The organism is Geodermatophilus sp. SYSU D00700, assembly GCF_054050255.1.
Genome location: NZ_JBJGZA010000003.1, coordinates 39387 through 66321 on the forward strand (window position 1 = coordinate 39387; position 26935 = coordinate 66321).

Here is a 26935-nt window from a genome sequence, read left to right on the forward strand (position 1 = left end):
CCCGACCCGAGCGGAGCGACGGTCGGGGGGCGAGGGGGTCCTTTCACTTCCGCAGCTGCTCGTAGATCTCCTTGCACGCGGGGCAGACGGGGCTGCCCGGCTTCGGGGACTTGGTCACCGGGAAGACCTCGCCGCAGAGCGCCTCGACGAGGGTGCCCATGACCGCGCTCTCGGCGATCTTGTTCTTGCGGACGTAGTGGAAGACCTCGTTGGCGTTGCCGGTGTCGCCCTCGCGGACGTCGGGCTTCTCGAGGATGTCGGTGCTGCTCACGAACTGCTCCCAGGCTGGGCGACGGGTCCCGGCGGTCGACCGGCCGAGGGTGCGGCCGGGCGCTGACCGCCTCCCCCCATGATGGCAGGGTGAGCGCCGAACCCCGTCATGCCGCCGCCCCCGCCGACCTGGTCCTGTCCCCCGAGGTCGCCGAGGCGCTCGACGCCGGCGCCCCCGTCGTGGCCCTCGAGAGCACGCTGCTCGCCCACGGCCTCCCCCGCCCGGACAATCGGGCCGCCGCCGACGAGGTGGAGTCCGCCGTGCGCACCGGCGGCGCGGTGCCCGCGACGATCGCCGTCCTCGACGGCGTCCCGCACGTCGGGCTGACGGCCGCCCAGGTCGACCGGGTCTGCGCCGACCCGGACCTGGCCAAGCTCGGCGTCCGCGACCTGCCGGTGGCCGCGGCGCTGGGCTCGTCGGGCGCGACCACCGTGTCGAGCACCGCGCTGCTGGCCGCGGTGGCCGGGATCGGCGTGTTCGCCACCGGCGGCCTCGGCGGCGTGCACCGCCAGTCGGCCGAGACCTTCGACGAGTCCGCCGACCTCACCGCGCTGTCGCGGACCTCGCTGGCCGTGGTCTGCGCCGGCGTGAAGTCGATCCTCGACGTCCCGGCCACGCTCGAGCGGATGGAGAGCCTGTCGATCACCGTCGTCGGCTACCGCACGGCCCGCTTCCCCGGCTTCTACGTGGCCGACTCCGGCTCGGCCCTGGACTGGTCGGTCGACAGCCCCGAGCAGGCCGCCGCCGTCCTCGCCGCCCGGCGCGACCTGACCCCGGGTGCGGTCGTCGTCGCCAACCCGCTGCCGGCAGACGAGCAGCTCGACCCGGGGCTGCACGACCGGGTCATCGCCGACGCGCTGGCCGCGGCCGAGGCCGCCGGGGTGCGCGGCAAGGCGGTGACGCCGTTCGTCCTCGACCACCTGCACCGGGCCAGCGAGGGCGCGACGCTGGCGGTCAACGTCCGGCTGGTGCTGCGCAACGCCGAGCTGGCCGGACGGATCGCCGCCGCGCTCGCCCGGGCGGCGCGCTGAGCACCGGGCGGCCGGTCGTCGTCGTCGGCGACCTCGCCACCGACGTCGTCGTGGTGCTCGCCGGGGAGCCCGCACCCGGCTCCGACCGGCCGGCGACCATCCGCAGCCGCGGCGGCGGGGCGGGGGCCAACGTGGCCGCGCACCTGGCGGCGCTCGGCCTCCCGGTGGTCCTCGCCGGCTGCGTGGGCGACGACCCGGCCGGGGCCGCCCTGGTGGCCGAGCTGGCCGCGGCCGGGGTCGCGCTCGCGGTGCGCGCCGTGCCGGGCGCGGCCAGCGGCACGATCGTCAGCCTGGTCGACCCCGCCGGGCAGCGCAGCATGCTGGCCGACCGCGGCGCCAACCTGGACCTGCGGGCCGACGACGTCCCGGCGCCCGGGCCCGGTGGCCACCTGCACCTGTCGGGCTACACGCTGCTCGACGAGCGGCCGCGCGCGGCCGGCCTGGGCGCACTGGCCGCGGCGCACGCGTCCGGGTGCACGGTCTCGCTCGACCCGGCGTCCACCGGCCCGCTCACCGCGTACGGGGTGGACCGCTGGCTGGCCGACACCGACGGGGCCGACCTGCTGCTGCCCAACGCCGACGAGGCGCGGCTGCTCACCGGCTGCGCCGACGTGGCCGACGCCGCCCGGGCGCTCGCGCGGCGGCACGCCGCGGTGGCGGTGACCCTGGGCGCCGACGGCGCGCTGTGGGCGTCGGGCGCCGCGCTGGTGCACCGTCCCGCGCACCCGGCCGACGTCGTCGACACGACCGGCGCCGGCGACGCGTTCACGGCGGGCCTGCTGGCGGTGTGGCTGGCCGACCCCGGCGGGGACCCGGCCGCGGCGCTGGACGCCGGGCTCTCGCGGGCGGCCGGCGTGGTGGGGCGGCCGGGCGCGCGGTGAGGGTCAGCCGTCGATGACCCTGCCGCCCTCGATGACGCGGCGTTCGCGGTCCGGGGCCTCGAGGATGCGGTCGGGCCGGGGCGGCACGTAGCGGTGGGCGTCGAGCTTCTTCTTCGGCGGCCGGTCGTTGGCCATGACGACGGCGATCCAGGGCAGCACGGTGCCGAGGACGGCGAAGAGGATCGCCAGCCAGAGGATCTGGTAGAAGGCCGCGGCCAGCACCAGGCTGACCGCGCGGACGGCCATCGTCAGGATGTACCGCTTCTTCCGCGCGGCGTGCTGCTCCACCAGGCTCGGTTCGGCCTGCGTGATCAGCACCGGCTCGGCCCTGCGGGTTCGCGCGGACTGCTGGCTCGAGGCCACGTGCACCCATCCCCTTCGCGGATCGGGGCAGAGGCGGCACGGTGTCGCCTGTGCGGGTCGGGAGCCCGTCCTCCGTCGGCCGGGCCCCGAGGATCCCCCGGTCCGCGCTCCATCGTGCCACCGCGCGAGGGGCCGTGCAGGTGCCTCCGCGGACGTTCGGGTGCCGGTTCCCGCCGCTGCTCAGCCGGTCGTCCCGGCGGCCTTCGCGGCCTTCTTCGCCTCCTGCTTGGCGGCCCGGACCTCGGCCAGCGACTCAGGTCCGGTGACGTCGGCGACCGAGCGCCGGGAGCCCTCCTCGCCATAGGGCCCGGCCGCCTCGCGCCAGCCCGGCGGGGTGACGCCGTACTGCTTGCCCAGCAGCGCGACGAGGATCCTCGCCTTCTGCGCGCCGAAGCCCGGGAGCTCGCCGATCCTCGCCCGCAGGGTCGCGCCGTCGGGCACGTCGGACCACAGGCGGTCGGCCCGGCCGTCGTGGCGCTCGACGAGCACCCGGCAGACCGCCTGGGCGCGGGCGGCCATCGAGCCGGGGTAGCGGTGCACGGCGGGCGGCCCCTGGAAGACCCGGGCCAGCTCGTCGGGGTCGGCGTCGGCGATCGCGGCCGCCGAGAGGGTGTCCACGCCCAGGCGGTCGGCGAGCAGCCGGGGTCCGGCGAAGGCGCGCTCCATCGGGAACTGCTGGTCGAACAGCATGCCCAGGAGCAGCGCGAGCGGATCGCGGCCGAGCAGCTCGTCGGCGGCGGCGTCCTGGGCGATGCGGAGGGTCGGCACACCGGAGATCGTGCCGCAGGACGGTCGCGTTGCCAGTCGAGGGCTCCACCCGTCCGCGTCCACGGCCCGGGCCCCGGCGAGGAGCCGTCGGCTCCGCGCCCGGTCGAGCCCGGCGGACTGCGGGCATGCCCGTGGGCGTGCCCGAGAGCAGCCCCGGCTCAGTCCGGGCGGATGTTCTGGTTGAGCCGGAACACGTTCGCCGGGTCGCACGTCCGCTTCAGCTCACGGAGGCGTTCGTACTTCGCCCTCCCGTACGCCTGCCGGACGCGAACGTCCCCCTCCTCCATGAGGAAGTTGACGTAGACGCCGGTGTGGAAGGGCGCCAGTGCCTCCCAGTAGTCGCGGGCCCACTGCCGCTGCCCGTCGAACCCCTCCGCAGTCGCCGTGTTGCCGTTGATGTTGAAGGTGAACCCGGCGTCGCGGCCGTGGAAGGCCGTGCCGTCGTTGTCGACCCGGGCGACGGCGCCGCCCATCTGCCACAGCGCGATGCTGCTCAGCGGTGAGCTGATCCGCCGCCCGTGCTCCGCGACGATGTCGATGACGTCGTCACCGAGTTCGGCTACGTCGCAGGAACGGACGTAGTACCAGCAGCCGTGCCGGAAGGACGGGTCGAACATCTTCTGGTGGGTCACGAACGGCTTGGGCGCGAACACGTCCAGCACCGGCGTGCCGAAGGTGCGCATCGGTTCGAGAACCCGCGCGCCGATGTCGACGTCGCCGGCGTAGCAGCCGACGACGGCGATCACCGGCCGACCGACCAGATCGGTGGGGACGACGGGCAGTGGCGGAGCAAGTCGCTGAACCACGAGCGTCATGAGGTCGTCCGGGCAGCCGGCGATCCAGTCGCGGTAGAAGCGCAGCACCCGCTCGGCCTCGCTCATCGGCCAGAACGTCGCGCCGGCCATCACCTGCGGGCCCAGCGGGTGGAGTCGGAACCGGAAGTCGGTGACGATCCCGAAGTTGCCGCCCCCGCCGCGCAACCCCCAGAAGAGTTCGGCGTTCTCGTCCTCGCTCGCGCGCACGAACTCGCCGTCGGCGGTGACCACGTCGGTCGACAACAGCGAGTCGACGGTCAGGCCGTACTTCCGCATGATCCAGCCGATGCCGCCGCCGAGGGTCAGCCCGGCCAGCCCCGTGTGCGAGACGATGCCGGCCGGGACGGCGAGGCCGTGCTCTTGGGTGGCCGCGTCCATCTCACCGAGCAGCACGCCGGCCTGCGCGCCGGCAACCCGGGCGTCCGGGTCCACCCGGACGCTGCACATGGGGCGCAGGTCGATCAGCAGGGCGTCATCGGCGGTGGACAGTCCCGGGAAGCTGTGCCCGCCACCGCGGACGGCGATCGGCAGCCCGTGTTCCCGACCGAAGCGGAGCGCGGCGCGGACGTCGTCCACACCGGCGCAGCGGGCGATCAACGCCGGGCGCCGGTCGATCGACCCGTTCCATACCCGGCGGTGCTCGTCGTACCCGCCCTCCCCGGGAGCGATCACCTCCCCCATCAGCGCGGCACGGAGTCCGTTGAGGGCCGAGGCGCCGATCTCCCGGACGGGAGGCCGGCCCGAACCGATGGTGGTGGTCATGCCCGGCAGTGTGGGCTCAACGGCCGGCGGGCGCAGGAACCCGGGTTCCACCCTGCTCCCGACTGAGCCGGATCGGGTCGAGGATGTCGATGTGATCCGGGCGCGTGCGGATCATGTCCGCCTCCCGCAGATCACGCAGCACGCGCACAACGACCTCGCGCACGGTGCCGACGGACTCGGCCAGCTGCCTCTGGCTGACCGGGACCGTGAGCGCCGGTCGGGCCGGACCCCCGACCCTCGCCTCGCCGGCGGCCAGGTCGAGCAGGTGGCGGGCGACCCGCTGGCGCACGCTGGAGAACGCGCTGCCGGTGATCTCCTGGATGTAGGTGAGCGCCCTGTCCGCGAGCTCGCGCAGGAGGGCCTCGGCAACCGAGGGATCGTCGTGTGCCGCCCGCCGCACGACCTCCGGGGACAAGCGGAGCAACCGCACGTCCACCATCGCCTGCATGCCGGCGGGCATGCGGAACGCTGACGCGTACATCGACACCGCCCCGATGAGCGCACCGGACCGGCAGTACCGCACGGTCAGCGTGCGACCGTCCGGGGCGGTGACGAAGGCACGGACGAGGCCGTCGATGACCAGTTCCAGGTGCGCGGTCTCCTCACCTTCCCGATGCGTCACGGCGCCGGCCGGGATCCGCACCAGTCGGGCCCCAGTTAGCAGCCGCTGGGTCGTCGGGCCGGGCAGCCGCGCGAGGCTGGAAGCGGCGAGCGCGGACCGGACGCCGTCGTCCATCCGGTCACCGTAGGGCTCTACCGGACGGCGCCGGGCGGTTCAGGCCTCGCGCCGTTGGCGGAACGCGTGTCCGGCCCCGCAGTGCCCCGCCCACTGCTTCGTCGACGCATGTGCTGGTCGAGCAGCATGCCAAGGAGGAGAGCCAGAGGATCCCGCCCGAGCAGCTCGTCGGCGGCGTCGTCCTGGGCGATGCGGAGCTGCGGCACGCGGGCAGTCTGCCGCAGTGGACCCCGTGCTCATCGCAGATGGCGTTGCCGCGAGGGTGGATGAAGGGACCTCCCCAGCCGGCCTACTGCGCAACGCTGCGCCCGGGCGACGGTCGCTTTCCATGAGCGAGCACACCCCGCCCACCCGGGCGCACAGTTCCCCCGCCATCCCGACGACCGCGCCAGGCGCCGAGACCCTGTGCCACCGCTGCAACGAGCCGGTCGGCCCCAGCCGCTACCACGAGTCGGCCGGACCCCTCTGCCGGCCCTGCGGCAGCCTGGTCCGGATGAGCGGCAGGCAGCGGGCCGCCAAGCTCCGCGACGACCTGACGGACGACCTCCTCCACCGCATCGCGCTGCTGTCCATCGACGTCGACCGGACCAGCCTGCGCCAGGTCTTCTGCATCGGGTCCCGCATGGGCCTCGCCGCCCTCTCCACCGACGTGCTCGTGTCCACTGCGCTCAGGTCCGACGCGCAGGCACCGCTGATCGCCCAGGAGATCGGCCGCCGATGGCCTGCAGCCGGGTGACGCTGGCCTCCGCGGCCCGCCGGGCGGCCTCTTCGGCGATGGCCGCCGCGCGGGCGGCCTCTGCCTCGCGCCGGCCGGTGATGTCGATGAGGCTGCCGCGCACCAGCTGCCGGTCGGGGTCGGGCAGCCGCAGCAAGGTGACCTCGCACGTCACGGGCCACCATCCCGGGTCGTCTACTCCCGTGGTCACCCGCCTCGCACGTGCGACAGCAGCGAGTCCCGCTCGTGCTCGTTCCCGGGCGTACGGGCCGTGGACAGCTCCGACAAGCTCATGGCGAGGCTGCGTCGCACGGGACCCAGCCGCCCCGCGAGGCTCAGCGCGGTGTTGCGCACCTGCACTCCACCCGTTGCTCCGTGGGGAGCACGTTCCATGGCCGTGACCACCGGTCCCGCCCTGGCTCGACGTGCGGTCAGGTCACGTAGGCATATCCGGCGGCCAGGAAACGGCCGAAGGCGATCCAGGTGAAGGCACCGCGGATCCAGTTGAGGGTGAAGTACCGGTGGCGCGCGGACCGCCAGTCCGCCGGTACGGCGGTCGGGTCCCAGCCGAGGACGACCTCGTAGACCGATGCGTCGGGCGAGGACGGGCATGCCGCCAGCTCCGGGACGACCCGGTCCGAGCTGCTCCTAGAGCTCACGCCCTCCCGACGCGGACCGGGACGTCGTCGCTGACGCAGCGGAAGCCGACGTGGCCCGTCGTGCTGCGCACCTCCTGTCCCTGACGGGCAGCCGGCCGGTAGCGCAGGCAGTACGACGGCGCACACAGGTGCGAACCGCCCTTGATCACCCGGCGGGAGTGCTCGGTGAGCGCCGGTGGATGCGGGCCGCAGCAGCCGTGCGGGACCTCGGGCGGCCGGTCCCCGGCGTCCGGCCAGCCGGTCGTCGTCCACTCCCACACGTTGCCGGCGACGTCGGAGAGCCCGAAGCCGTTGGCGGGGAACCGCCCGACCGGCGAAGTGCGCTCGAAGCCGTGCGGTTGCAGGTTCTCCCAGGGGAAGCGGCCGAACCAGCGGTTGGCCATCACCCGGCCGCGGGGCTCGGGGTCGTCGCCCCAGGCGTAGACGGCCTGGTCGAGCCCCCCGCGCGCCGCGTGCTCCCACTCGGACTCGGTGGGCAGCCGCCGGCCGGCCCAGGCGGCGTAGGCCGCGGCGTCCTCGAGGCCGACGTGCACGACGGGGTGCCGGTCGCGGCCGTGCAGCGTCGACCCGGGACCCTCCGGATGGCGCCAGTCGGCTCCCGGCGTCCAGTGCCACCAGCGGGTCCAGTCGTCCAGCGGCACCGGCCCGGCGGTCGGCCGGAAGACGAGCGACCCCGGCACGAGGTCGGCCGGGTCGGCGCCGGCGAAGTCGCGCGGGTCGGGAGCGCGTTCGGCCACGGTGACGTGCCCGGTCGCCTTGACGAACCGCCGGAACTCGGCGTTCGTGACCGGGTGCTGGTCCACCCACAGGTCGGGCACGACCGCCGTCCGGACCGGCGCCTCCTCGGGATAGAACCGGTCGCTGCCCATCCGGAACTCCCCGCCCCGCACCAGGACGGCGCCGTTCCGGACGGACCCGGTCACGGTGGTCACCCCCGGGAGGGCACCGCGACGGCCTCGCGCTCGAGGTCGACGCAGGAGCACACGGGTGAGGACGGCACGGGAGTGTGCCACCTGCCGGGGCCCGGACCGGGCGCCGCGGTCCGGTCGGGGTCCGGCGTCGCCGGCGGGGGGACCGGTCGGGAGGACGGCGCCCGATCGGGCGTCGGGTCGCGGACGCCGGGGTCCCCGGCACCGCGGAACGGCTCGGACACGACCACACTCCCCACCCCGGACGGTGTCCCGAGCGTCGTCGGGGGCCGCCGGGAGGTCCTCCCCCTCCTGGGGTGAGGGAGTCTGCCACCGCGGAGGGGCTCCCGAGCCGCGCGGGGCGTCCGGCCCGGCAGGTCGTGCGCACGGCTCTCCCCCGACGGAGGACCCCGGCGCGGGCGGCCGTGCACCCGGCACCGCCGTGCACGCAGACGTCCCTCGCGCCGTCCTCCCTCTCATCCACCGCAGGTGAGGTCCGGCGGACCGGTCCGCCGGACCCTGGCCGGGTGGACGGCTCCGGACGAGCAGGCGGCACGACGCGCGGACGTGGGCCCGGCGACGTCGGCACCGCGCTCGCAGGCGTGGCGACCGGGCCGTGAGTGCATGGGCGGCGGCCGCCGCCGCGGTGTCCGTCGGCGCCGTGGCCCTGACGTCGCGGCGACTCGCCCCGACGCCGGTGTCGGGGCCCATCGTCCTGGTCGCGGCCGGGCTGGCCTGCGGTCCGGTCGGCCTGGACCTCGTCGACCTCGCCCGCGACTCGGAGGCGGTGACGCTCCTCCTCGAGATGGCGCTGGTGGCGGTCCTGTTCACCGACGCGAGCACCGTGCGGTGGTCGGTGCTGCGGCGCGACGACTCCCTCCCGCTGCGCCTGCTGGCACTCGGGCTGCCGCTGACCATGGCCCTGGGGGCGATCGGCGCATGGCGGCTCCTCCCCGGCCTCTCGTGGGCGGAGCTCGCACTCCTCGCCGTGGTCCTCGCGCCGACGGACGCGGCCCTCGGGCAGCCCGCGATCGCCGACCCCCGCGTCCCGGCGACGGTCCGGCAGGGGCTCAACGTCGAGAGCGGGCTGAACGACGGGATCGCGTTGCCGTTCTTCGTCGTGCTGCTGGCCGCGGCGACGGGCGACACCGGCGGCGCCCGGGCGGTCGAGGTGTTCGCCCTCGCCCTCGGGGTCAGCACCGCGGTCGGCATCGCGGTCGGCTGGCTGGGCGCGCGGCTGCTGGCCTGGTGCACGACGCGGGGCTGGGTGGACGAGGACTGGCGCCAGGTGCCGGCGCTCGGCTTCGCCGTCCTCGGCTACTGCGTCACCGTGTCGCTGGACGGCAGCGGCTTCATCACCGCCTGGGTGACGGGTCTGGTCTTCGGCGTCGTCTGGCGCCGTTCGGCCCCTCGCCCGGTCGCGGCTCCCGACGGCCCGGCGAGCGTGATCGGGTTCGCCCGGCAGGTGGGCGACGTGCTCGCGTCCCTGAGCTTCTTCCTGTTCGGCGCCGTCCTGCTCGGCCCGGCACTGTCCGCGACCGACTGGCGGACGGCGCTGTACGCGGTCCTGAGCCTGACCGTGGTGCGGATGCTGCCGGTGGCGGCAGCGCTCGCCGGCAGCCGCCTGCGGCTGCCCACTGTGCTCTACGTCGGCTGGTTCGGGCCCCGGGGGCTCGCGTCGATCGTCTTCGCGCTGCTGCTGCTCGAGGACGGCCCGCCGGCGGCGGACCTCGTCGTGGACGTCGTCGCGCTCACCGTCGGACTCAGCGTCGTGCTGCACGGCGCGAGCGCCGCCTGGGCCGCCCGCGCCTATGGCGCGTGGCACGCCGCCGCCCTCGCGGTCGACCCGGCACTGCGGGAGGGCCCGGCGGGACCCACGCCCGCCGTCGACCCACGGTCGCCGGTCCCGGAGGCAGCCGGCGCGAGCACGCCACGCCGGCGCGGATGAGGGACCGCGCGCCCGCGCCGGCGACGGCAGTCCCGCGCCGCCTCCTGTCCGGCGCAGCCGCGTCGCGGTACCACCGCCCCGGGCGGCTGCGCCGTGCACCCGGCGTGCGGGGAGCCGTGGAACGCGCGACGGGAGGGGCACCGGTGGCGGACGCCGCCTGCCAGACGGCGGCCGGACCCGGATGGCACGCGGCGGCACACGTCCCCGGGGCGCCCCGACACCGCGACTCATCCTGTCTGGGCGGCGCGCGCGGAGGGCCGGGCTGGTGGTGTGGCTGCACCGACTGCCCCAGGAGACCGGAGTCCACCATGGCACTGCACGAGTACCCGGCCGGGACCACCTTCCCCGGCGTCATCGGCCGGACCACCGATGAGTCCAGTCCCGCGTGGCCGCAGCCCGTGCGGGCCGTCCCCGGAACGCCGAACGTGCTGGTGATCGTGCTGGACGACGTCGGTTTCGGACAGCTCGGCTGCTACGGCAGCCCCATCTCGACGCCGAACCTCGATGGGCTCGCGGCGAGCGGGCTGCGGTACAGCAACATGCACACGACGGCGCTGTGCTCGCCCAGCCGATCCTGCATCGTGACCGGGCGCAACCACCACAGCAACGGCATGGCGGCGATCACCGAGCTGGCCTCGGGCTACCCCGGCTACAACGGCATCATCCCGTTCGAGAACGGCTTCCTCTCCGAGATGCTGCTGGCACACGGCTACAACACCTTCATGGTCGGCAAGTGGCACCTGACGCCGAGCGCCCACGAGACCGCGGCGGGGCCCTACGACCGCTGGCCGCTGGCCCGCGGGTTCGAGCGCTTCTACGGCTTCCTCGGAGGTGACACCAGCCAGTGGTATCCGGACCTCGTCTACGACAACCACCAGGTGGAGCCGCCGGCCACACCGGCAGAGGGCTACCACCTCAGCGCGGACCTGGTCGACCGGTCGATCCAGTTCATCGCCGACTCCCGGCAGGTCGATCCAGGCAAGCCCTTCTACCTGCACCTGTGCTTCGGAGCCGGGCACGCTCCCCACCACGTGGCCAAGGAGTGGGCGGACCGGTACGCCGGCCGTTTCGACGACGGGTGGGACGCCTACCGGGAGCAGGTCTTCGCCGCCCAGCAGGAGAAGGGGATCGTCCCGCCGGGGACGGTGCTCTCCCGGCACGACCCGGACGTCCCCGAGTGGGACTCGCTCCCCGCACGCGCGCGCCGGCTGTTCAGCCGCTTCATGGAGGTGTACGCGGGCTTCCTCAGCCACACCGACGCCCAGATCGGGCGGCTGCTCGACTTCCTCCGAGAGCGGGGAGACCTCGACAACACCATCGTCATGGTGGTCTCCGACAACGGCGCCAGCGCCGAGGGTGGCCCCACCGGCACCACCAACGAGGCCCAGTTCTTCAACAACGCCCAGGAGTCCCTCGAGGACAGCCTCGCGCTCATCGACGAGATCGGCGGCCCCCGGACCTTCAACCACTACCCCTGGGGCTGGACGTGGGCCGGCAACACGCCCTTCCGGCGGTGGAAGCGGGAGACCTACCGGGGCGGTGCCTCCGACCCGTTCATCGTCTCCTGGCCAGCGGGCATCGAGGCCCGGGGCGAGGTCCGGACGCAGTACGCGCACATCATCGACATGGTGCCGACCGTCCTCGACGTGCTGGGCATCGAGCCGCCGGCCACGATCCGCGGGGTGACGCAGGCACCACTCCACGGCGTCAGCTTCGCCAAGAGCTTCGACGACGCCGCTGCCCCGAGCGACCACCACACCCAGTACTTCGAGATGCTCGGGCACCGGGCCGTCTACCACGACGGCTGGCGCGCCGTCTGCCCCTGGCCGGGCCCCTCGTTCGCCGAGGCGGGCATCCCGTTCGGGGAGCCCATCTCCGCCGAACGGCTCTCGGAGCTCGACAGCCGGGGCTGGGAGCTGTACCACGTCGACGAGGACTTCGCGGAGAACGACGACGTCGCGGCGGCGAACCGCGACCGGCTCATCGCCCTCATCGCGACCTGGTACGTCGAGGCGGGGAAGTACGGCGTCATGCCGATCGACGGCAGCGCCCTGCAGCGCCTGATCGCCGAGAAGCCCCAGGCCGCCCCGGCCCGGAGCCGCTACACCTACATCCCGAACACCCAGTCCGTCCCGTTCTTCGCCGGTCCGCGGGTGCTCAACCGGCCGCACAGCATCACGGCCCGCGTCGAGATCCCGGAGGGCGGCGCGGAGGGCGTCCTGCTCTCCCAGGGCACCGCGGCCGGCGGCTACTCCTTCTTCGTGCAGGACGGCCGGTTGCACTACGTCCACAACTACGTCGGGCGCAGCTTCCACCGCGTCTCGTCCCCCGAGCCGGTGCCGTCCGGCGCGCACGAGCTCCGCTTCGAGTTCGAGCCCACGGGTGAGCCGGACCTGCCGCACGGGCGCGGCGCACCGGGGCGGCTCCAGCTCTACGTCGACCGGCAGCTGGTGGCCGACGCGGACGCCCCGGTCACGACGCCGTTCATCATCAACCCCGGCGCGCTCACCTGCGGCGCCAACCCGGGCTCGCCCGTGACCCCGGAGTACCCGTCGCCGTTCCGGTTCACCGGCTCCCTGCACGGCGTGACCATCGACGTATCGGGCGACCTGATCGAGGACAGCGAGAGCGAGGTGCGCATGGCGATGGCGCGCCAGTGAACCGCTCCCCGGGAAGCGCCGGCCCCGGCGATGCGGCCGGGGTCAGCGCTCGCCCAGGGGGCCGCGCGCACTCCAGGGGGAGGCGTCGCGCTCGGCCTGCCACCCCTCCAGCACCCGCACCAGATCGACGCACACCCGGTCCAGGGACAGCCCGCGCCAGTGCCGGGCCCCGAGGAACCGCACCAGGACGTCGACCCGCTCGTCGCCGCGGTCGGCGGGCTCCACCGGTCCGGCCGGCCCGATGCGCGTCCCGGACAAGCCGGCGAGGAAGTGCGTGACCGCGTGCCGGTCCACGGCGCCGACGACCTGCCGGGCCAGCATCCGTGCGGTGAGGTCCCGCCAGCCGTAGGGCGCCAGCGCCGCGGCGATCTCCGCCGCCCGCGCATCCGGTGACCGTCGAGCCACGTGACTCCCTGCCGTCCGTCACGCCGACGGCTGGGCTGACCGCATGTCGTGCGCACTCGGCCGGGGTCTACCCCGCTCCGCCCGCTCGCATGCGGATGCGGCGTCGGGCCGTCGACGGCTGGGAGTCGGCCCGTGCGGCTGCATCGCCCACCGCGGGGGAGCAGGGACGAGCGCCCCGGGTCGCCTCCGGCGCCCGGACACCGGCCCTCGCCGCGGGGGTGGACCTGCCGCGGAACGCGGTCGACGGGGTCGGGGCCTGCTCCCGCGGCAGCCGGTCCCCGGTGCTGCGCCGAGTCCCGCCGTCACACCAGCTTGGGGAACGAGACGAGGAGGGCCACACCGACCACGCCGAGCGCGACAGCCGAGCCCAGCAGCACGTACTGGGAGGCGAGCGACCTCACCCGGGCGGACATCGCCGTGAAGAACAGCACGGCGGCGAACAGCACCGTGAGGATCGTGTAGTTGTCGCTGCGCTGGTTGTTCGCCAGGGCGGTGTCGAACCGCTCGTCCGCGCGCGCATCCGCGGCGCCGGCCTCGACCTTCTCGGGCAGGACGTACGACGCCATCTCGAACGGTGAGCCGGGAGCTCCCTCCGCAGCGCCCCCCGCCGCGAGCCAGTCCCGGTGCGCGGTCGCGAGCGGCTCCGGGAACCGCTCGACGAGGAAGTCGGCCACCGGCACCTCACCGGCCCCCACGGCCGCGGCCCACTGCGTCCACAACCCGATGTGGTTGGAGATGCGCACGTCCCCCGCTTCGTCGAGGCGCGCCGCCTCGATCCGGGACGACGACGCCTGACTGAAGGCGATCGACATGGCCCCACCCCACTTGCTGGCCTGGAAGGCCGACCAGGCGGTGAGGATGGTCGTCGTCGACAGGACGACGACGGCCACGAACTCCAGCATCGACCGGCGACGGAGCGCGCGACCGTCGTCCCCGGAGGCGGGCGGGGCGATGTGGTCCGGGGCGTCCCGCGGAGCAGGGGGCTGGGTGGCGGTGGCCCGCGTGTCGCCGCCGTCGTCGGGTGCGGCGCCCATCGCTCCCTCCCTCGGTCCCGGGGTGCGGGTGTCCAGGATGGGAGCGACGGCCGGACCGGACCTCATCCCCCGCGGGTGGCCCGGGGACCCGGCGGCGCCCGTGATCCGTCCGACGTGGGAACCCGACGGGACGGCAGGCTCAGGCGGGCAGGATGTTGACCACCCGGGCGAGGACGACCACGAGGACGCCCAGGGAGATCAACGACTGCAGCGCCATGAGGCCCTTGGCCCGGAGGGTCAGCGGCAGCGTGTCGGTCGGGCTGAAGGCGACCAGGTTGGTGAACGCCAGGTACAGGTGGTCCCCGAACCGTGGTCTCCACCCCGGCGCTGCCAGGCCCTGTGTACCCGTCTGCGGGAACTGGAAGTCGGGGAAGGGTGGCGGCTCCGCGACGCGACCGGCCGGCCCACCCCCGTCCAGCTGCCAGTAGAGCAGCGCGAACGTGACCACGTTGACCACCAGGACCAGGACGGCCGCGACGAGCAGCCGACCGACGGTGAGCGGGACACCGTCGACCTCGCCGTTCCCGAGCACGAGGGTCGTCAGCCGTACGGCCGCGACGGCGTTCGCCAGCACGAGGATCCCGAACAGTGCGAGCACGACCGAGCGGGCGCTTCGGGGAACCGGACCGGGTCTCGCCGCGATGCCGAGCAGCACCAACAGCGCGATGCCCTCCACGGCCGGGACGACCAGCGGTGGCCCGATCCGATCCCCCGGGGGTATCAGCGCCTGCGGCAGGATGACCGCGACGATGGCGAGCAGCGGCCACGTGTAGCTCTCCGGCTCGCCGTGCCGGCGTGGGTCGACCGGGCGGTCCATCGCACCACCGTCTTCCTCTCGCCGGCGGGCCTGCTCGGAGGACCCGGCTCCCCGGCGAGCCTCGTCGTCGGACCGGTCGGGTGGACCGTCCGGCGTGGCCCCAGGGCGCCGATGCCCTCGGCAAGCATCGGGGCACCCTCGTCACCGGCCGTCACCCGTCCGGGATGAGCTGCCTGGATGGCCCGCCCTCGGCGTGCCCGCGCCCACGGGTCACCGACCGTCCCCGTGCCCCCGGGTGCTCCCGGGAGCTGGTGGTCTCCCTCGGTGCGGAGCGGGTCATCGACCACACCCCCGAGGACCTCACCGCGGACGCTGCCACCTACGACGTGATCGTGGACTGCGTCGGCACCGTCCCGTACGAGCGGGTCCGCCACCTGCTCCGGTCGGGCGGTGCACTGCTGCTCGTGGTCACCGACCTGCCGGGTCTGCTGCTGGCCCCGCTGCGCAGCAGGCGCACCGGGCACCTGGTCACCGCGGACGTGGGACAGGCCACCGCCGAGGACCTGGTCGACCTCGCCGAGGCCGGTCACTACCGGGCGGTCCGCGACCGCACCTACGACCTCGCCGACATCGCCGCGGCGCACCGCTACGTCGACACCCGGCACAAGCGCGGCAACGTCGTCGTCCGCATCACCGGCGGGTCGGAGACGACGCCATCGTCGACGGAGGAGTCGTCGGCCTCGTCGCACCGGCGCTGACAGCCGGGTTCCCCTTCCCGACCTGACCGCCCGAGCCGGCGGTGGCCATCGGTCCCAGCCCGCTCCCCTCCCACCAGGAGGCCGTGACATGTCCGCCGCCGCACGCACCACCGCCGACGCGGCTGTGTCCCCGGCCGGCCGCGCGTCCCGCACCGGGTCACCCCGTCGGATCATCGCCGGATCGCTGCTAACGGGGGCGGTGCTCGCCGGCGTCCTGACGCTGGTGGTGTTCGCCGGCGCCCGCGAGCACGTCATCACCGGGTCGGCGCTGCTGGGTTTCGCCGGCGGCTGGGTCCTCCTCGCCGTGCTGTCGACACGGATGACCGACCAGCCCCAACGCTGGGCGTTCGTCCCGGCGGCCGCGATGGCCGTCACCGGCACCGGACTGCTGGTCCTCGCCCCCGGGGACGGGGCGCTGGCCGCCGCCGGCTGGGTGTGGCCGCCGTTGCTGCTCGCCCTCGCCGTGTGGATGGGTGTCCAGGTGCGCCGCTCCCTGGCGGCGGGCAGTGGTCGATGGTTGCTCTACCCCGTCGTGACGGTGATGGCCGCTGCGGCGGTGGGTGGCGCCGTCGAGACCGTCGGCCTGGCCTCCGATCAGCGCGCCCACCCGATGCCCGGTCGGCTCGTCGACGTCGGCGGTCACCGGCTGCACCTGGACTGCACCGGCTCCGGAAGCCCGACCGTCGTGCTGGTGAACGGTCTGGGTGAGTACTCGGCGAACTGGGCCTCGCATCCAGCCGGCCGTCGCCGGCACCGCCCGGGTCTGCGCCTACGACCGTGCCGGCCAGGGCTGGAGCGAGGACGCACCGCAGGCGCAGGACGGGCTGGCCGCCGCCGACCTGCACACCCTGCTGGACCGCGCCGGCGAGGACGGCCGGTACGTGCTGGTCGGGCACTCCATCGGCGGGGACCAGACGATGACCTACGCCGCCCGCCACCCCGAGCAGGTCGCCGGGATGGTCCTGCTCGACACCACGCCTCCGTACCGGACGACCGCGGGCGGAACGGCCCACGCCGGTCCGCCCGGCGCGGTGGCCGTGCTGCCCAGCCTGGCGCGCCTGGGCATCGGGCGGCTGCTGCCGACGTCCGTCTGGTCGGCCCTCCCCGAGCCCGCCGCGGGCCAGTACGCGGCGTTCGCCAGCAGCCCCCGCGGTTGGCGCAACACCGTCGACGAGACCGCGACCCTGCCCGCGCTGCTCACCCAGGCCCAGGCACTGTCCACCCTCGGCAGCACGCCGCTGGTGGTGGTCACCGCCGCTGAACACGTCACCGATCCGGACTGGGCGGACGCCCACAGCCAGATGGCCGGGCTGTCGACGAGCAGCAGCCACCGGGAAGCGGGCGCCTCGCACGGCGGCCTGCTCGACGAGGAGCACGGCGCCGACCTGTCGGCGCACGCCGTCACCGACGTCGTGCAGGCCGTACGGACCGGCAGGTGGCCCGCCGCAGCCGGCGGGGCGGCGTGGACGCCCCTCGACCCGCTCGGACGGTGGTGCGCCCGTCGCCACCGCACGGTCCCGGTGACCCGGATGGTGCTGCCGGCGGCCGGGGCCTCGCCGGCCAGGCCTGGACAAGTCAGTACACCGACGCCTACTCCGTGCCCGGTGGGCGGCGCCGAGGACGGTGTCCCATCCCCCGCCAACGCCGTGCCTGCCAACACGGCACCGCTCAGAGTGCCGCTTGTGCTCCTGGCAACATGTGCTGGTCGAACAGCATCCCGAGCAGCAGGGCGAGCGGGTCGCGGCTGAGCAGGTCGTCGGCAGCGGCGTCCTGGGTGATGCGGACAGTCGGCATGACCGGAGATCCTGCACGATGCTGCGACCCCCAGGACGTGCCTGCGCACGCCCGGCGACCCACGACGGTGGGTGGACCCGGCACGGCGCCGGCGCCGCCCGGGGCGACCGGAGGACGCCGGACGATGCGGTGCGCACGCTCCCGGCCGACCTCGCGGTCAGAAGCGGAGTCCGTGCCGCTCGAGGACCTCCAGCGTGCCCTCGAGGTCGAGGTCCACCTCGTACGGTTCGGCCAGTCGGGCCAGCTCCTCCGGGTCCGGGAACGCGTCGAGCCGGTCGAGCACGTCGAACAGTTCCTCGAGCCCGCCCGGCGAGATCACCTCGAGGACCCGCACCGGCCGGTCGCCCGCGTTCCAGAACGTGTGCCAGGCACCGCGCGGCTTCCACACCAGGTCGCCGACCTCCGCGACCACCTCCTCGCCGTCCGAGACCGCACCCATGCGGCCCTCGAGCACGAGGCTGAACTCGTCCTCGCGACGATGACGGTGCAGTGGTGCGATCAGCGTGCCCGCGGGGGCGTGGTGCTCGACGAGCGAGAGGCGACCGTCGGTCTCGGCCGCGGCGAGGAGGAACCGGTCGCGTGCACCGTCAGGCGGGCCGAGCAGCTCGCCCTCGCCCGCCCGGAGGACCTTGACCGTCATGCCTCGCCCCCCGATCCCGAGGGGACGCTCCCTCGCCACGGCGTCGGACAGCCTCTGGTGTTGCTAGGGCTCGGCTCAGCCGACGTCAACGTGTCCGCTGACGTTCCGGAAGTGCCGCCGAGCGGCGGGCAGCGGCGCGAGTGGGTCCCCGCGGACGCCCGACGGAGACGCGCGGCCGCGTCCTGGTGCCAGACTGGTCCGGTCGACCAGGGCCGAGCAGGCGGCTCCGGGCGCCGGGAGGACTCCCTCCTCCCGCGACGACCGCCGTCCGGCTCGAGCCGAGGGGCCTTCCCGTGGACGACCAGCGACCGCCACTCGGCACCGGGGGTGTGGCGCGGGCGGGGACGAGCGTGTGGGCGCGGCGCCCACCTCCGGCACCCTGGCCCGGCCGGCCGGCGACGTGGCCCGAGCAGCCGGACACCCCTGCGGCGCTGGCCGGTCTGCGCCGCCGCCTGCGCTCGGCCATCGACGACGGCGGGCTGCCGGCGGGGTGCGACGGCGGCGAGCGGCTGCTGCTGGTCACCGAGGAACTGGTGTCCAACGCGCTGCGGCACGGCCGCCCGCCGGTGGGTGTCACGGTCACCGCGCCGCGGCTCGGCTGGCTGGTGGCCGTGAGCGACACCGCCACCGACCTGCCGCCGGTCCCGGCGATCGGGCGGGACCCCGCGCACGGCGGCACGGGCCTGTCCCTGGTGGCACGGGTGTGCGGCGCGCACGGCTGGGTCGCCGAGGACGACGGCAAGGTCGTCTGGGCGCGGGTGCCCTACCTCGAGCTGCTCCGGACCGACCGGGTCGACCGGGCCACCGAGCGGGCCGTCCGCCTGGCCGAGGACCTCGCCGAGACGGCGGTCGAGGCCGCCAGGACCCTCGAGACGCTGGCCGGACAGGCGGACTCGGCCGGTCGGACCGACGTCGCGCGCCGGTTCCGGAGCGCGGCCAGGCGGGCCCGCCTGGAGGCCGAGCGGGCGCGCTGGACGGTCATCACCGCGCCCCGCCCGGCGGCCGGACCCCGCGCGCGCTGACCCTCCCCTGGCCGACGGGCCGCGGTCGGTGCGGCCGCGGGCCGGCCGCTCCGGTCCGGAGCGCCGGGGCGAGTCCCGTGAGGTCGAGCATCCGCCGGGCCGGTCCGGTCGCCGGGAGCAGGAAGTCCAGGTCGCCGTGGATCCCGGCGCGGTCGGCGACCTCGAGCAGCAGTCCGGCGCCGACACTGGTGATCCAGCCCAGCCGGGTGAGGTCGACGGTGACCGGGCGGGAGTCGGCCAGTTCGGCCAGGAGGCGCTCCCGGATCGCGCGGGTCCCGGCGAGGTCCAGGTCCCCGGCCAGCGCGAGGCACCGGCGGCCCTGGACGTCGGTGACCTCCATCGCGGCCGGCTGCTCGTCGGGCCGCTGCACCACGCGGACCTCCTCCACGGCGGCCCGGCGGCGGGGTGCCTCCGGTCGCGGAGCGAGGGGGACCCGGAACCGGAGCGTGGTGCCGGCGGGCCCGGCGGAGAGGTCCACGTCGTCGGCGAGGACGGAGACGATCTGCAGTCCGCGGCCGCGGGAGCCGGGGTCGGCCGGGGGCCGGCGCCAGGTGCCGGTGTCGGCGACCGAGACCGCGACGCCGGCGCCGGCGCCGTCGAGGCCGAGCTCGACGACGACCCGGCCGGGGCCGTCCGCGTCGCGGTAGGCGTGCTCGGCGGCGTTCCCGGTCGCCTCGCCGACGGTCAGCAGGAGGTCCTCGACCGCACCGGCGGGCAGGCGCGCGTCGAGGGCCCAGCGCCGCACCGCCCGGCGCACCTGCGCCAGCCGCACGGGCTCGGCGGGCAGGTCCAGCCGCAGCGGCGCGGGCAGGAGCCGGACCGCGACGACCGCGACGTCGTCGTTGCTGCCGTTCCCGTCGACGAGGTCACCGAGGACGCCGTCGACGAGTGCCGGCAGCGGATCCGACCGCCGGGCGGTGACGGCGGCTGCGAGCCGGTCGAGCCCGTCGTCGAGAGTGGCGCCGCGCCGCTCGACCAGCCCGTCGGTGTAGAGCACCAGCGTCGCTCCCGGCGACAGGGTGCGGGTCGCCTCCCGGCGGGGTCCGGAGGGCGGCAGGCCCAGCGCCGGGCCCAGCCCGCCGTCGAGGTAGTCGGAGCGGCCGGTGACCCCGCCGCCGTCGGCCAGCAGCGGCGGGGGGTGACCGGCGCAGCTGTAGGCGAGCCGGCCGGTGTCCGGCTCCAGCCGCAGGCAGGCGACGGTGCTCACCCGCGCCCCGGCGACGTGGCCGGCGAAGCGGTCCAGGACGTCCAGCGCCCGCGCGGGTGGGAGTCCCGCGAGCAGCAGGCCGGCCAGCGCGCTGCGCAGCTGGCCCATCACGGCCGCAGCCGGGGCGCCGTTGCCGACGACGTCCCCGACGGCGACCGCGACCGCACCGCCGGGCAGCGGCAGGACGTCGTACCAGTCCCCACCGGCGGAGGTGCCCTGCACCGCGGGCAGGTAGCGGGCGGTGACCGCCAGCCGGTCCAGCACCGGGAGCCGACCGGGCAGCAGGCTGCGCTGCAGCGTCTCGGCCATCACCCGCCGCACGTCGGCCAGTGCGGCGCGCTCGAACGCGACCGCCACCTGGTCGGCGACGCCGAGCAGGAACCCGCGCTCGTCGTGGTCGAAGGGCCTCGGCGCCCGGAAGGTGACGGCGAGCGCACCGACCAGCCGGTCGCCGACGAGCAGCGGCAGCGCGGCGACGCCCTGGGTGTGGTCGGACATGCTGTCGGCCACGGCGGGATAGCGGTCGACCACGGTGGCCCGGTCGGGCAGCCAGACCGGCCGGCGGGTGAGCGCGGCGTCGCCGAGCGGCGACGACGGCGTCAGCCGGATGGTGGTGTAGGGATCCCAGCGCCCGGCCGGGGCGCCGACGACGTCGATCGTGTGCAGCAGCCCGTCGTCGCCGAGCGTGCAGACGGCGACGGCGGAGGCGCCGAGCACGTCGCGGAGCCCGGTGGTGAGGGCGGCCGCCGCCTCGGCCACCGTGCCGGCTGCCGAGAGCGCCACGGTGATCTCGTGCAGCTGCCGTCGCCGGGCGGCCAGGCGCTCGGCGGCCACCATCGTCGCCAGGCGCTGACCCAGGTCGGCGCCGAGCGCGACGTCGGCTCGGTCGTACCGGCCCGGGACCCGCGCGGTCAGGGTGAGCAGTCCGACCACGGCGCCGCCGTCGACCAGTGGCGCGGTGAGCCAGCTGACGCCGCCGAGCGCGCTGAGGGCGGCGAACTGGGACTCGTCGGTCGTCGCGGCGCGGAGCAGCTGATCCGTGACCTCGGGGACGGTGAACGCCTGGCCGCTGCGGAGCTCGGCGGCGAACTCGTCGGGCACCCGCACCGACCCCAGGGCGCGGACCGGGCCCGCCAGACCGGCGGGGGCGACCGCCACCGGCCGGTACCGCTCGTCGTCGCCGCGCAACCACACCGCGGCCCAGTCGGCCAGGTCGGGCACCAGCAGGCCGGTGACCGTCGCGAGCCGTTCCTCCACGCTGCCGGGACCGGCGAGCACCCGGCCGGCCGCGGCGAGCAGCTCCGCGGCCCGCTCACGGCGCTTCGAGTCGGTGACGTCCACGAGGACCGAGTGCAGGGCGGTCGCGGTCCCGCTCCCGTCGCGGGCGACGTGCGCCAGGTGCTGCAGCCACACCCACCGCCCGTCGGCGGCCCGGACCCGGTACGTGAGGGACAGGTCCTCGCCGTCGGCGATGGCGGCGCGCACGGCGGCGAGCACCTCGTCGGCGTCGTCCGGGTGGAGGATCCGCTGCCAGAGGCCGGGTTCGTCCAGCCACTGCCGGACCGGGTAGCCCAGCACCTCCTCGGCCCGGGCGTTGACGAACCGGAAGCGCCAGGTCACCGGGTCGCGCTCCCACACGATCGCGTTGAGTCCGGCGACCATCGCCCGCATCCGGGCCGCGTTCGCCTCGGCGGCGCGGCGGGCTGTCTGTGCGGCCCCGTCGGGCCCACCGGCCGGTCCGCCCTCCTCGCGGACCCCGGCAGGATCGACGGTGGCACCGGGGCCGGGCTCCGGCGGGACGTGCGCGACGGTCCTGTGTGCTCCGGGATCGTGCTCTGCCACCGTTGGGCTCCTCGTCCGACCCCGCGACGGTCGGTGCAGGACGTCTCCGACGGCCGCCGCGAGGAGCTTCCGCAGCCCTGGTGGGCGCGCGACCAGCGCGCCTAGACTGCGCCTACGGTCAGCAGTGGTCGTCCTGGGCGGGCACCGCGCGACGCCGGCCTGGCGGTCGGCAGCGCAACGGTGTGGGGCGGTCGCAGGTGGCACCGCGGACCTACCCGGGCTCGGCGGTCGGAAACGCCCGCCGCTGAGCCGCCGCTCGGGGAGTGACCCGCCCGTTCCGGAGCCGCACCGGCACAGCCGGCTGCACCGCCGTCCCCCGCAGGGTGTCCCGGCCGTGTCGTGGCGCCGGAGGTCAGGATGACGCGCGTGCCCGTGCCCTGGCGGCTGGTGCTGCTCGTCGCCGCCGGGTATGCCGCCGGGTCGCTGACGTCCTTCCTGCTGTTCGAGTCGTCGAGCACGGGTGCGGTCCTGTTCCTGCCGGCCGGGGTGACCTTCTCCGCCCTGGTGCTCACCGACCGGCGGCGGTGGCCGTGGGTCCTGGCCACCGCCGCGCTGGTCGAGGTGGCCGTCGACCGGACCCAGGGCATCGGCCCGGTCGCGGCCTGGGGGTTCGCGCTGGCCAACACCGCCGAGCCCCTCGTCGGCGCCACCCTGTTCCGCCGGTTCGCCCCGGACCCGGACCTGAGCCGTCGTCGCGACCTCGGGGCCTTCCTGGCCTGCGGCGTGGTGGCCGGCCCGCTCGTGGGCGGGGTGATCGGCTCGCTGACCATCCGCCTCTCGCAGGGGCCCACGGTGCTCGACGGCCTGGTGCCGTTCTGGGCCGGCGACGGGCTGGGGGTGCTGGTCGTGGGCGGCGCCGTGCTGACCTGGCGGCTGGACCGCGGCCGGCCCGGCGCCCCCGGTCCGGTCCGGCGCGCACTGCTCCTGCTGGGCACCGCCGGGGTGACGGTGGCCGTCTTCTGGCCGGTGGTCCTCCCGCTGGCGTACCTGACGATCCCCTGGCTCTTCTGGTTGGCCGTCCGGCACGGCGTCGCCGTCGTCACCGAGGCCGGCCTGGTGGTCGCGGTCACCGCCAACGTCATGACCGTGGTCGGGCGCGGCCCGTGGGCACCGCTGAGCGACACACCGCGGATGGAGGCCGCCCTCCTGCAGCTGTTCATCGCCGTGGCCGTCCTCGGCGCCTGGTTGCTGGCCGTGGAGATCGCCGAGCGGGACCGCGCCCGGTCGGTGTCCCGGCGGGAGACCGCCGCGCGGCGCCGGGTGGAGGCCCTCCAGACCGTGACCGCCGGGCTGGGGACCGCCGCGACCACCGACGCCATCGCCGAGGTGCTCGTCCGCTCCGGCATCGGCCTGCTCGCCGACTCCGGCGCCGTCGGGGTGGCCGACCGGGACGGCTCCCGGCTGCGGGTCTGGACCACGGCCGGGCCGGGCGTCACCGACGTGCCGCTGGACGACCCGTCACCGCTGACGACCGCCGCCCGACGCCACGCCCCGGTCCGCGTCTGGGCTCCCGCCGCGCTCGCGGTCCCGGCCCGGGTGTCCGGCACGACGTTCGGGGCACTGGAGTTCCGGTTCACGGACGAGCACGCGATCGACGACGACGTCGTCGCGATGTCCCGCACGCTCGCCGGGCTCATGGCCCCCGCGCTGCACCGGGCGCGGCTGTACGAGGAGGAGCGGGAGGTGGCCCACCAGCTGCAGCAGTCCCTCCTGCCCGTCGTGCCCGGCGAGCTGCCCGGGGCGGGGTTCGCGGGCTGCTACCGCCCGGCCGACGAGCACCACGACATCGGTGGCGACTGGTACGACGCGTTCGCGCTGTCCGGCGGCCGGGTCGGGTTCGCCGTCGGCGACGTCGTCGGCCACGACCTGCGCGCCGCCGCCGCGATGGGGCGGCTCCACTCGGCGCTGAGCGTCCTGGCCGCCGCGCCGCACGACGGCCCGGCCGCGGTCCTCGACGCGCTCGACCGGGCGTCGTGGACGATCCCGGGCGCGGGGCTCACCACGATCGGCTACGGCGAGTACGACCCCGCCACCGGCCGGCTGCAGTACGCGTGCGCGGGCCACCCGCCGCCGCTGCTGGTCAGCGACCACCACGCGCAGTTCCTCACCGGCGGGCGGTCCCGGCCGCTCGCCGCCGCCAGCGAGCCGCGCCCGGAGGCCACCGTCGACGTCCCACCCGGCTCCATGCTGCTGTGGTACTCCGACGGCCTCGTCGAGCGCCGCGACGCCGACCTCGACGCGGGCCTGGACCGACTGGCGTCGGTCGCCGGCCGCCTCGACGGCGCCTCCCCGCAGGCCTGGTGCGACGCGGTGATGGAGCAGCTGACCGGCGGCCAGCAGCTGCACGACGACGTCGTCCTCATCTGCCTGCGGCTGCAGCCGTCCGCGCTGGACCTCGCCCCCGGCGCGTCCGCCGTGCGACCCGGCTCCTCCGCCGCGGTCGGTGCCGTTCCCTCACCGGTCGGCGTCGAGCCCGACGCGGCCGACGGTGAGCCGACCCGGTTCCCCTCGTGACCTGCGTTCGTCCCCGGCCGGGTCCCGGCCGGCGAGGAGCCTGGCCTCGTGCTGTTCGGCAAGCAGCGCGCACAGCTCCGGCCGGCTGTGCACCCCCAGCTTGGCGAAGACGGATGCGACGTGCCCGCGCAGCGTGTGTGGGGAGATCCACAGGGCATGGGCGATGTCGGCGGTGGCCTCCCCACGCAGCAGCAGCTGGGTCACCTCGCGCTCGCGAGGGGTGAGCTCGGCGAGGGCGCAGATGAGCGGCGCGACCTCGCTGCGCCGGGCGGGCTCGAGGACCACCGCCACCCGTTCGGTACCGCCATCCGGGGGGTCCAGGCACGCAGCGTGCACGCTGAGGTGCCGCCCGCTGCGGCCGCGGACCTGCGCGCGCGCCGGACGGCCGGCGTCCCCACCGGCGGCCAGCCGCCGGGCCCGTGCGGCGACGGCGTAGACGACGCTCGGCAGCGGCAGCTCCTCCACCGGCAGTTCGGCCAGCCACCGCTCGGCCGGGCCGGTGACCGCGTGGACGTCCCCTCGGTCGAGGAGTACGACCCCGGGCGCCTCCGGAGGCTCACCCGGTCGGTCGGCGTCCCGGACGGCGAGCGAGGTCCGCAGGGCCGCCCCCACGTGCCCGGCCACGCGCGCCAGCAGCACCTCGTCGGCCACGGCGAACGGCGGCGCGTCCGCACCGCGGGTGAGGCAGACCGCACCCCAGCACTGCCCTCCCGCGCGGAACACGGCGCGCAACTCGTCCCCGAACCCCTGCGGCGCGTAGAGGGCGCGGTAGCGGGCGCTGCGGCCCAGGTCCCCGTGCGTGGCCGCGCTGAGCCGCGACACCGGGCGGCGCCGGTGCGCCAGCGCCACGAAGCGGTTCACGTCGTCGCTGCACCACTCGTGCTCGATCAACCGGCGCTGCAGGACCGGGTCGACGCCGTCGGCCAGGATCGCCGTCCCCAGCAGCGTGTCAGGATCCGTGACCAGCCACCCGGCGGCCGCATGGGGGACCGAGCGGCGCACGGCCCGGGCGACGTCGCCGAGCAGGGCCAACGGCGGCTGGACCCGGCCGCAGGCCTGCAGGACCGCACCGGTGGCGGACGGCGACGGCGCCGCCGGCGGGGCCGCGCTCATCCCCCCACGGTCCACCTGCCGGGGGCTGCTGTCACCCCCGTCGGGCGACCCGGCGGCGCCGAAGACCCCCCGGCTGCGGGGTGGAACACGGCCGCCCGACCGCCGAGGCTGACCCCGGCATACCGCGAGGAGGGGACATGTCCACCGACACCGCGACCCCACCGGTACCGGACCGGCACGACGGGCCCGGGACGCGCACGACCGTGGTGGTGATCGGCGGCGGGGCCACCGGCCTGGCCGTCGCGGCCGCCCTGACCCGTCGTGCGGTCCCCACCGTGGTCCTCGAGCGAGGCAGCGCGGCCGGCGCCGCCTGGCGCAGCCGCTACCGGTCCCTGCGGCTCAACAGCGGGCGGGCCTGGTCGACCCTGCCCGGCCTGCGCTACCCGCACGGGGTGCCCGTCTTCCCCCGGCGCGACGACGTGGTCGCCTACCTGGCGGCCTACCGCGTCCACCACGGCATCGACCTGCGCACCGGCGTCCGGGCCCTCCGGCTGGACCGGGCCGACGGCCGCTGGACCGTCACCACCACCACGGGGCCGGTGACCGCGACCCAGGTGGTCGTAGCGACCGGCCTGCTGGCCCGGCCCGTCCTGCCCGACGAGCTGACGACCCCGCCGGGTCCGCCGGTCGTGCACTCGGCCGACTACGTCGACGCGACCCCCTACCGAGGCCGGAGCGTGCTGGTGGTCGGCGCCGGCTCGTCCGGGATGGAGGTGGCCCACGACCTTGCCGCGGGTGGAGCCCGGCGGGTGCTGCTGTCGGTCCGGACACCGCCCAACGTGCTGCCCCGGTCCGTCGGGGGCCTGCCCGGCGACCCGGTGGTCCACCTGCTGTGCAGGCTGCCGCCGCGCCGCGCCGACGCGGTGGCGAACCAGGTGCGGCGGCTCACGCTGGGGGATCTGCGGGGCGTCGGCCTGCCGGTGCCCGCCGATGGGCCGTTCACCCGGATGCGCCGGCCGGGGGACGCCGGTCCGACCGTCGTCGACCGTGCCGTCGTCAGGGACCTCCGTGCCGGACGGATCACCGTGGTGCCGGCGGTGGAGCGCCTCGGCGAGGACGGCGCGCACCTGGCCGGCGGACGGACCGAGCAGGTGGACGCCGTCGTCGCCGCCACCGGCTTCCGCCCCGACCTGGACCCCTCGTCGGCCACCTCGGCGTCCTGGACGGGCACGGCGTCCCCCGGGCCCTCGACGCCCGACCGGCGCTGCCCGGGCTGCGCTTCGTCAACTTCGGCATGCGCCCCGGCCTGCTGGCGGCCGCGGGTCCCCGGGCCACCGCGGCCGCAGCGGCGGTCCTCCGCGAGGTGTCGCCGCGGCGCTGACCCGGAGGCCG

General features: G+C 75.8%; 23 protein-coding genes and 1 pseudogene. 10 read left to right on the top strand and 14 right to left on the bottom strand.

What is annotated here, in order from left to right; all coding sequences use genetic code 11:
• Positions 1 to 43: 43 nt before the first annotated feature.
• Positions 44 to 271 carry a DUF3039 domain-containing protein gene (locus ACI79V_RS03485; RefSeq protein ID WP_089404133.1) on the bottom strand — a complete coding sequence of 76 codons (228 nt, stop codon included), beginning with the start codon at positions 269 to 271 and terminating at the stop codon, positions 44 to 46.
• An 89-nt stretch (positions 272 to 360) separates the two neighbouring features.
• Here ACI79V_RS03485 and ACI79V_RS03490 point away from each other — a divergent pair, with 89 nt between their 5' ends.
• Both ACI79V_RS03490 and ACI79V_RS03495 read left to right on the top strand, forming a co-directional pair.
• Positions 361 to 1302 (top strand): pseudouridine-5'-phosphate glycosidase, encoded by a 942-nt coding sequence (locus tag ACI79V_RS03490; protein WP_456886848.1) that lies wholly within the window; start codon positions 361 to 363, stop codon positions 1300 to 1302.
• Positions 1299 to 2183, top strand: coding sequence for a carbohydrate kinase family protein (locus ACI79V_RS03495; RefSeq protein WP_456887197.1), 885 nt, complete (start codon positions 1299 to 1301; stop codon positions 2181 to 2183). The genes ACI79V_RS03490 and ACI79V_RS03495 overlap by 4 nt, the downstream gene beginning before the upstream one ends.
• A 3-nt stretch (positions 2184 to 2186) precedes the next feature.
• Here the strand turns inward: ACI79V_RS03495 and ACI79V_RS03500 are convergent, their stop codons facing one another.
• From ACI79V_RS03500 to ACI79V_RS03515, 4 genes are all read right to left on the bottom strand, one after another.
• Complete coding sequence (locus ACI79V_RS03500; RefSeq protein WP_456874669.1) at positions 2187 to 2501, bottom strand: DUF3099 domain-containing protein; 315 nt, start codon at positions 2499 to 2501, stop codon at positions 2187 to 2189.
• A gap of 225 nt (positions 2502 to 2726) precedes the next feature.
• Positions 2727 to 3314: an HhH-GPD-type base excision DNA repair protein gene (locus ACI79V_RS03505; protein WP_456886850.1), complete on the bottom strand. Its 588-nt coding sequence runs from the start codon at positions 3312 to 3314 to the stop codon at positions 2727 to 2729.
• Between the two features lie 158 nt (positions 3315 to 3472).
• The gene (locus ACI79V_RS03510) at positions 3473 to 4891 is read right to left on the bottom strand and encodes an FAD-binding oxidoreductase (protein WP_456886852.1); all 1419 of its coding nucleotides are present in this window, start codon (positions 4889 to 4891) and stop codon (positions 3473 to 3475) included.
• Between the two features lie 16 nt (positions 4892 to 4907).
• Positions 4908 to 5627, bottom strand: a complete 720-nt coding sequence (locus tag ACI79V_RS03515) for a Crp/Fnr family transcriptional regulator (RefSeq protein ID WP_456886853.1) — start codon at positions 5625 to 5627, stop codon at positions 4908 to 4910.
• A gap of 328 nt (positions 5628 to 5955) precedes the next feature.
• Between ACI79V_RS03515 and ACI79V_RS03520 the strand changes: the two genes are divergently transcribed.
• Positions 5956 to 6363 carry a hypothetical protein gene (locus ACI79V_RS03520; RefSeq protein WP_456886855.1) on the top strand — a complete coding sequence of 136 codons (408 nt, stop codon included), beginning with the start codon at positions 5956 to 5958 and terminating at the stop codon, positions 6361 to 6363.
• Positions 6364 to 6773: 410 nt separating this feature from the next.
• Here ACI79V_RS03520 and ACI79V_RS03525 read toward each other — a convergent pair whose 3' ends face one another.
• Together ACI79V_RS03525 and ACI79V_RS03530 are read right to left on the bottom strand one after the other, a co-directional pair.
• Positions 6774 to 7001 (bottom strand): hypothetical protein, encoded by a 228-nt coding sequence (locus ACI79V_RS03525; protein WP_456886857.1) that lies wholly within the window; start codon positions 6999 to 7001, stop codon positions 6774 to 6776.
• A complete protein-coding gene (locus tag ACI79V_RS03530; protein WP_456886859.1) occupies positions 6998 to 7924 on the bottom strand; it encodes a formylglycine-generating enzyme family protein in 927 nt (308 codons plus the stop codon). The genes ACI79V_RS03525 and ACI79V_RS03530 overlap by 4 nt, the downstream gene beginning before the upstream one ends.
• Positions 7925 to 8525: 601 nt before the next feature.
• Between ACI79V_RS03530 and ACI79V_RS03535 the strand changes: the two genes are divergently transcribed.
• Positions 8526 to 9857 carry a cation:proton antiporter gene (locus ACI79V_RS03535; protein WP_456886861.1) on the top strand — a complete coding sequence of 444 codons (1332 nt, stop codon included), beginning with the start codon at positions 8526 to 8528 and terminating at the stop codon, positions 9855 to 9857.
• A gap of 308 nt (positions 9858 to 10165) precedes the next feature.
• Positions 10166 to 12517: a sulfatase-like hydrolase/transferase gene (locus tag ACI79V_RS03540; protein WP_456886863.1), complete on the top strand. Its 2352-nt coding sequence runs from the start codon at positions 10166 to 10168 to the stop codon at positions 12515 to 12517.
• Between the two features lie 42 nt (positions 12518 to 12559).
• Here the strand turns inward: ACI79V_RS03540 and ACI79V_RS03545 are convergent, their stop codons facing one another.
• The 3 genes from ACI79V_RS03545 to ACI79V_RS03555 all read right to left on the bottom strand — a co-directional run bounded on the left by ACI79V_RS03545 (position 12560) and on the right by ACI79V_RS03555 (position 14773).
• A complete protein-coding gene (locus ACI79V_RS03545) occupies positions 12560 to 12922 on the bottom strand; it encodes a hypothetical protein (protein ID WP_456886865.1) in 363 nt (120 codons plus the stop codon).
• A 302-nt stretch (positions 12923 to 13224) separates the two neighbouring features.
• Positions 13225 to 13956 carry a hypothetical protein gene (locus ACI79V_RS03550; protein WP_456886867.1) on the bottom strand — a complete coding sequence of 244 codons (732 nt, stop codon included), beginning with the start codon at positions 13954 to 13956 and terminating at the stop codon, positions 13225 to 13227.
• Between the two features lie 139 nt (positions 13957 to 14095).
• On the bottom strand, positions 14096 to 14773 hold the full coding sequence (locus ACI79V_RS03555) for a hypothetical protein (RefSeq protein ID WP_456886869.1): 678 nt from the start codon (positions 14771 to 14773) through the stop codon (positions 14096 to 14098).
• A 251-nt stretch (positions 14774 to 15024) separates the two neighbouring features.
• Between ACI79V_RS03555 and ACI79V_RS03560 the strand changes: the two genes are divergently transcribed.
• Positions 15025 to 15471: a zinc-binding dehydrogenase gene (locus ACI79V_RS03560; RefSeq protein ID WP_456886870.1), complete on the top strand. Its 447-nt coding sequence runs from the start codon at positions 15025 to 15027 to the stop codon at positions 15469 to 15471.
• A gap of 187 nt (positions 15472 to 15658) precedes the next feature.
• Here ACI79V_RS03560 and ACI79V_RS03565 read toward each other — a convergent pair whose 3' ends face one another.
• Positions 15659 to 16114 carry a hypothetical protein gene (locus ACI79V_RS03565; protein WP_456886872.1) on the bottom strand — a complete coding sequence of 152 codons (456 nt, stop codon included), beginning with the start codon at positions 16112 to 16114 and terminating at the stop codon, positions 15659 to 15661.
• A gap of 61 nt (positions 16115 to 16175) precedes the next feature.
• On the opposite strand from ACI79V_RS03565, the gene ACI79V_RS03570 reads away from it, so the two are divergent.
• Positions 16176 to 17219 carry an alpha/beta fold hydrolase gene (locus ACI79V_RS03570; RefSeq protein ID WP_456886873.1) on the top strand — a complete coding sequence of 348 codons (1044 nt, stop codon included), beginning with the start codon at positions 16176 to 16178 and terminating at the stop codon, positions 17217 to 17219.
• Positions 17220 to 17422: 203 nt separating this feature from the next.
• On the opposite strand, the gene ACI79V_RS03575 is transcribed toward ACI79V_RS03570, so the two are convergent.
• Positions 17423 to 17905: a cupin domain-containing protein gene (locus ACI79V_RS03575; RefSeq protein WP_456886875.1), complete on the bottom strand. Its 483-nt coding sequence runs from the start codon at positions 17903 to 17905 to the stop codon at positions 17423 to 17425.
• Positions 17906 to 18198: 293 nt separating this feature from the next.
• Between ACI79V_RS03575 and ACI79V_RS03580 the strand changes: the two genes are divergently transcribed.
• Entirely contained in the window at positions 18199 to 18927 is a 729-nt protein-coding gene (locus ACI79V_RS03580) for an ATP-binding protein (protein WP_456886877.1), read from the top strand.
• Here the strand turns inward: ACI79V_RS03580 and ACI79V_RS03585 are convergent.
• The gene (locus ACI79V_RS03585; RefSeq protein WP_456886879.1) at positions 18887 to 21796 is read right to left on the bottom strand and encodes a SpoIIE family protein phosphatase; all 2910 of its coding nucleotides are present in this window, start codon (positions 21794 to 21796) and stop codon (positions 18887 to 18889) included. The genes ACI79V_RS03580 and ACI79V_RS03585 overlap by 41 nt on opposite strands.
• 537 nt (positions 21797 to 22333) lie before the next feature.
• Here ACI79V_RS03585 and ACI79V_RS03590 point away from each other — a divergent pair.
• A complete protein-coding gene (locus ACI79V_RS03590) occupies positions 22334 to 24490 on the top strand; it encodes a SpoIIE family protein phosphatase (RefSeq protein WP_456886880.1) in 2157 nt (718 codons plus the stop codon).
• Here ACI79V_RS03590 and ACI79V_RS03595 read toward each other — a convergent pair.
• Complete coding sequence (locus ACI79V_RS03595) at positions 24431 to 25603, bottom strand: helix-turn-helix transcriptional regulator (protein WP_456886881.1); 1173 nt, start codon at positions 25601 to 25603, stop codon at positions 24431 to 24433. The genes ACI79V_RS03590 and ACI79V_RS03595 overlap by 60 nt on opposite strands.
• A 137-nt stretch (positions 25604 to 25740) precedes the next feature.
• Between ACI79V_RS03595 and ACI79V_RS03600 the strand changes: the two are divergent.
• Positions 25741 to 26712, top strand: a pseudogene (locus ACI79V_RS03600) (flavin-containing monooxygenase); the annotation flags it as partial.
• Positions 26713 to 26935: the final 223 nt, after the last annotated feature.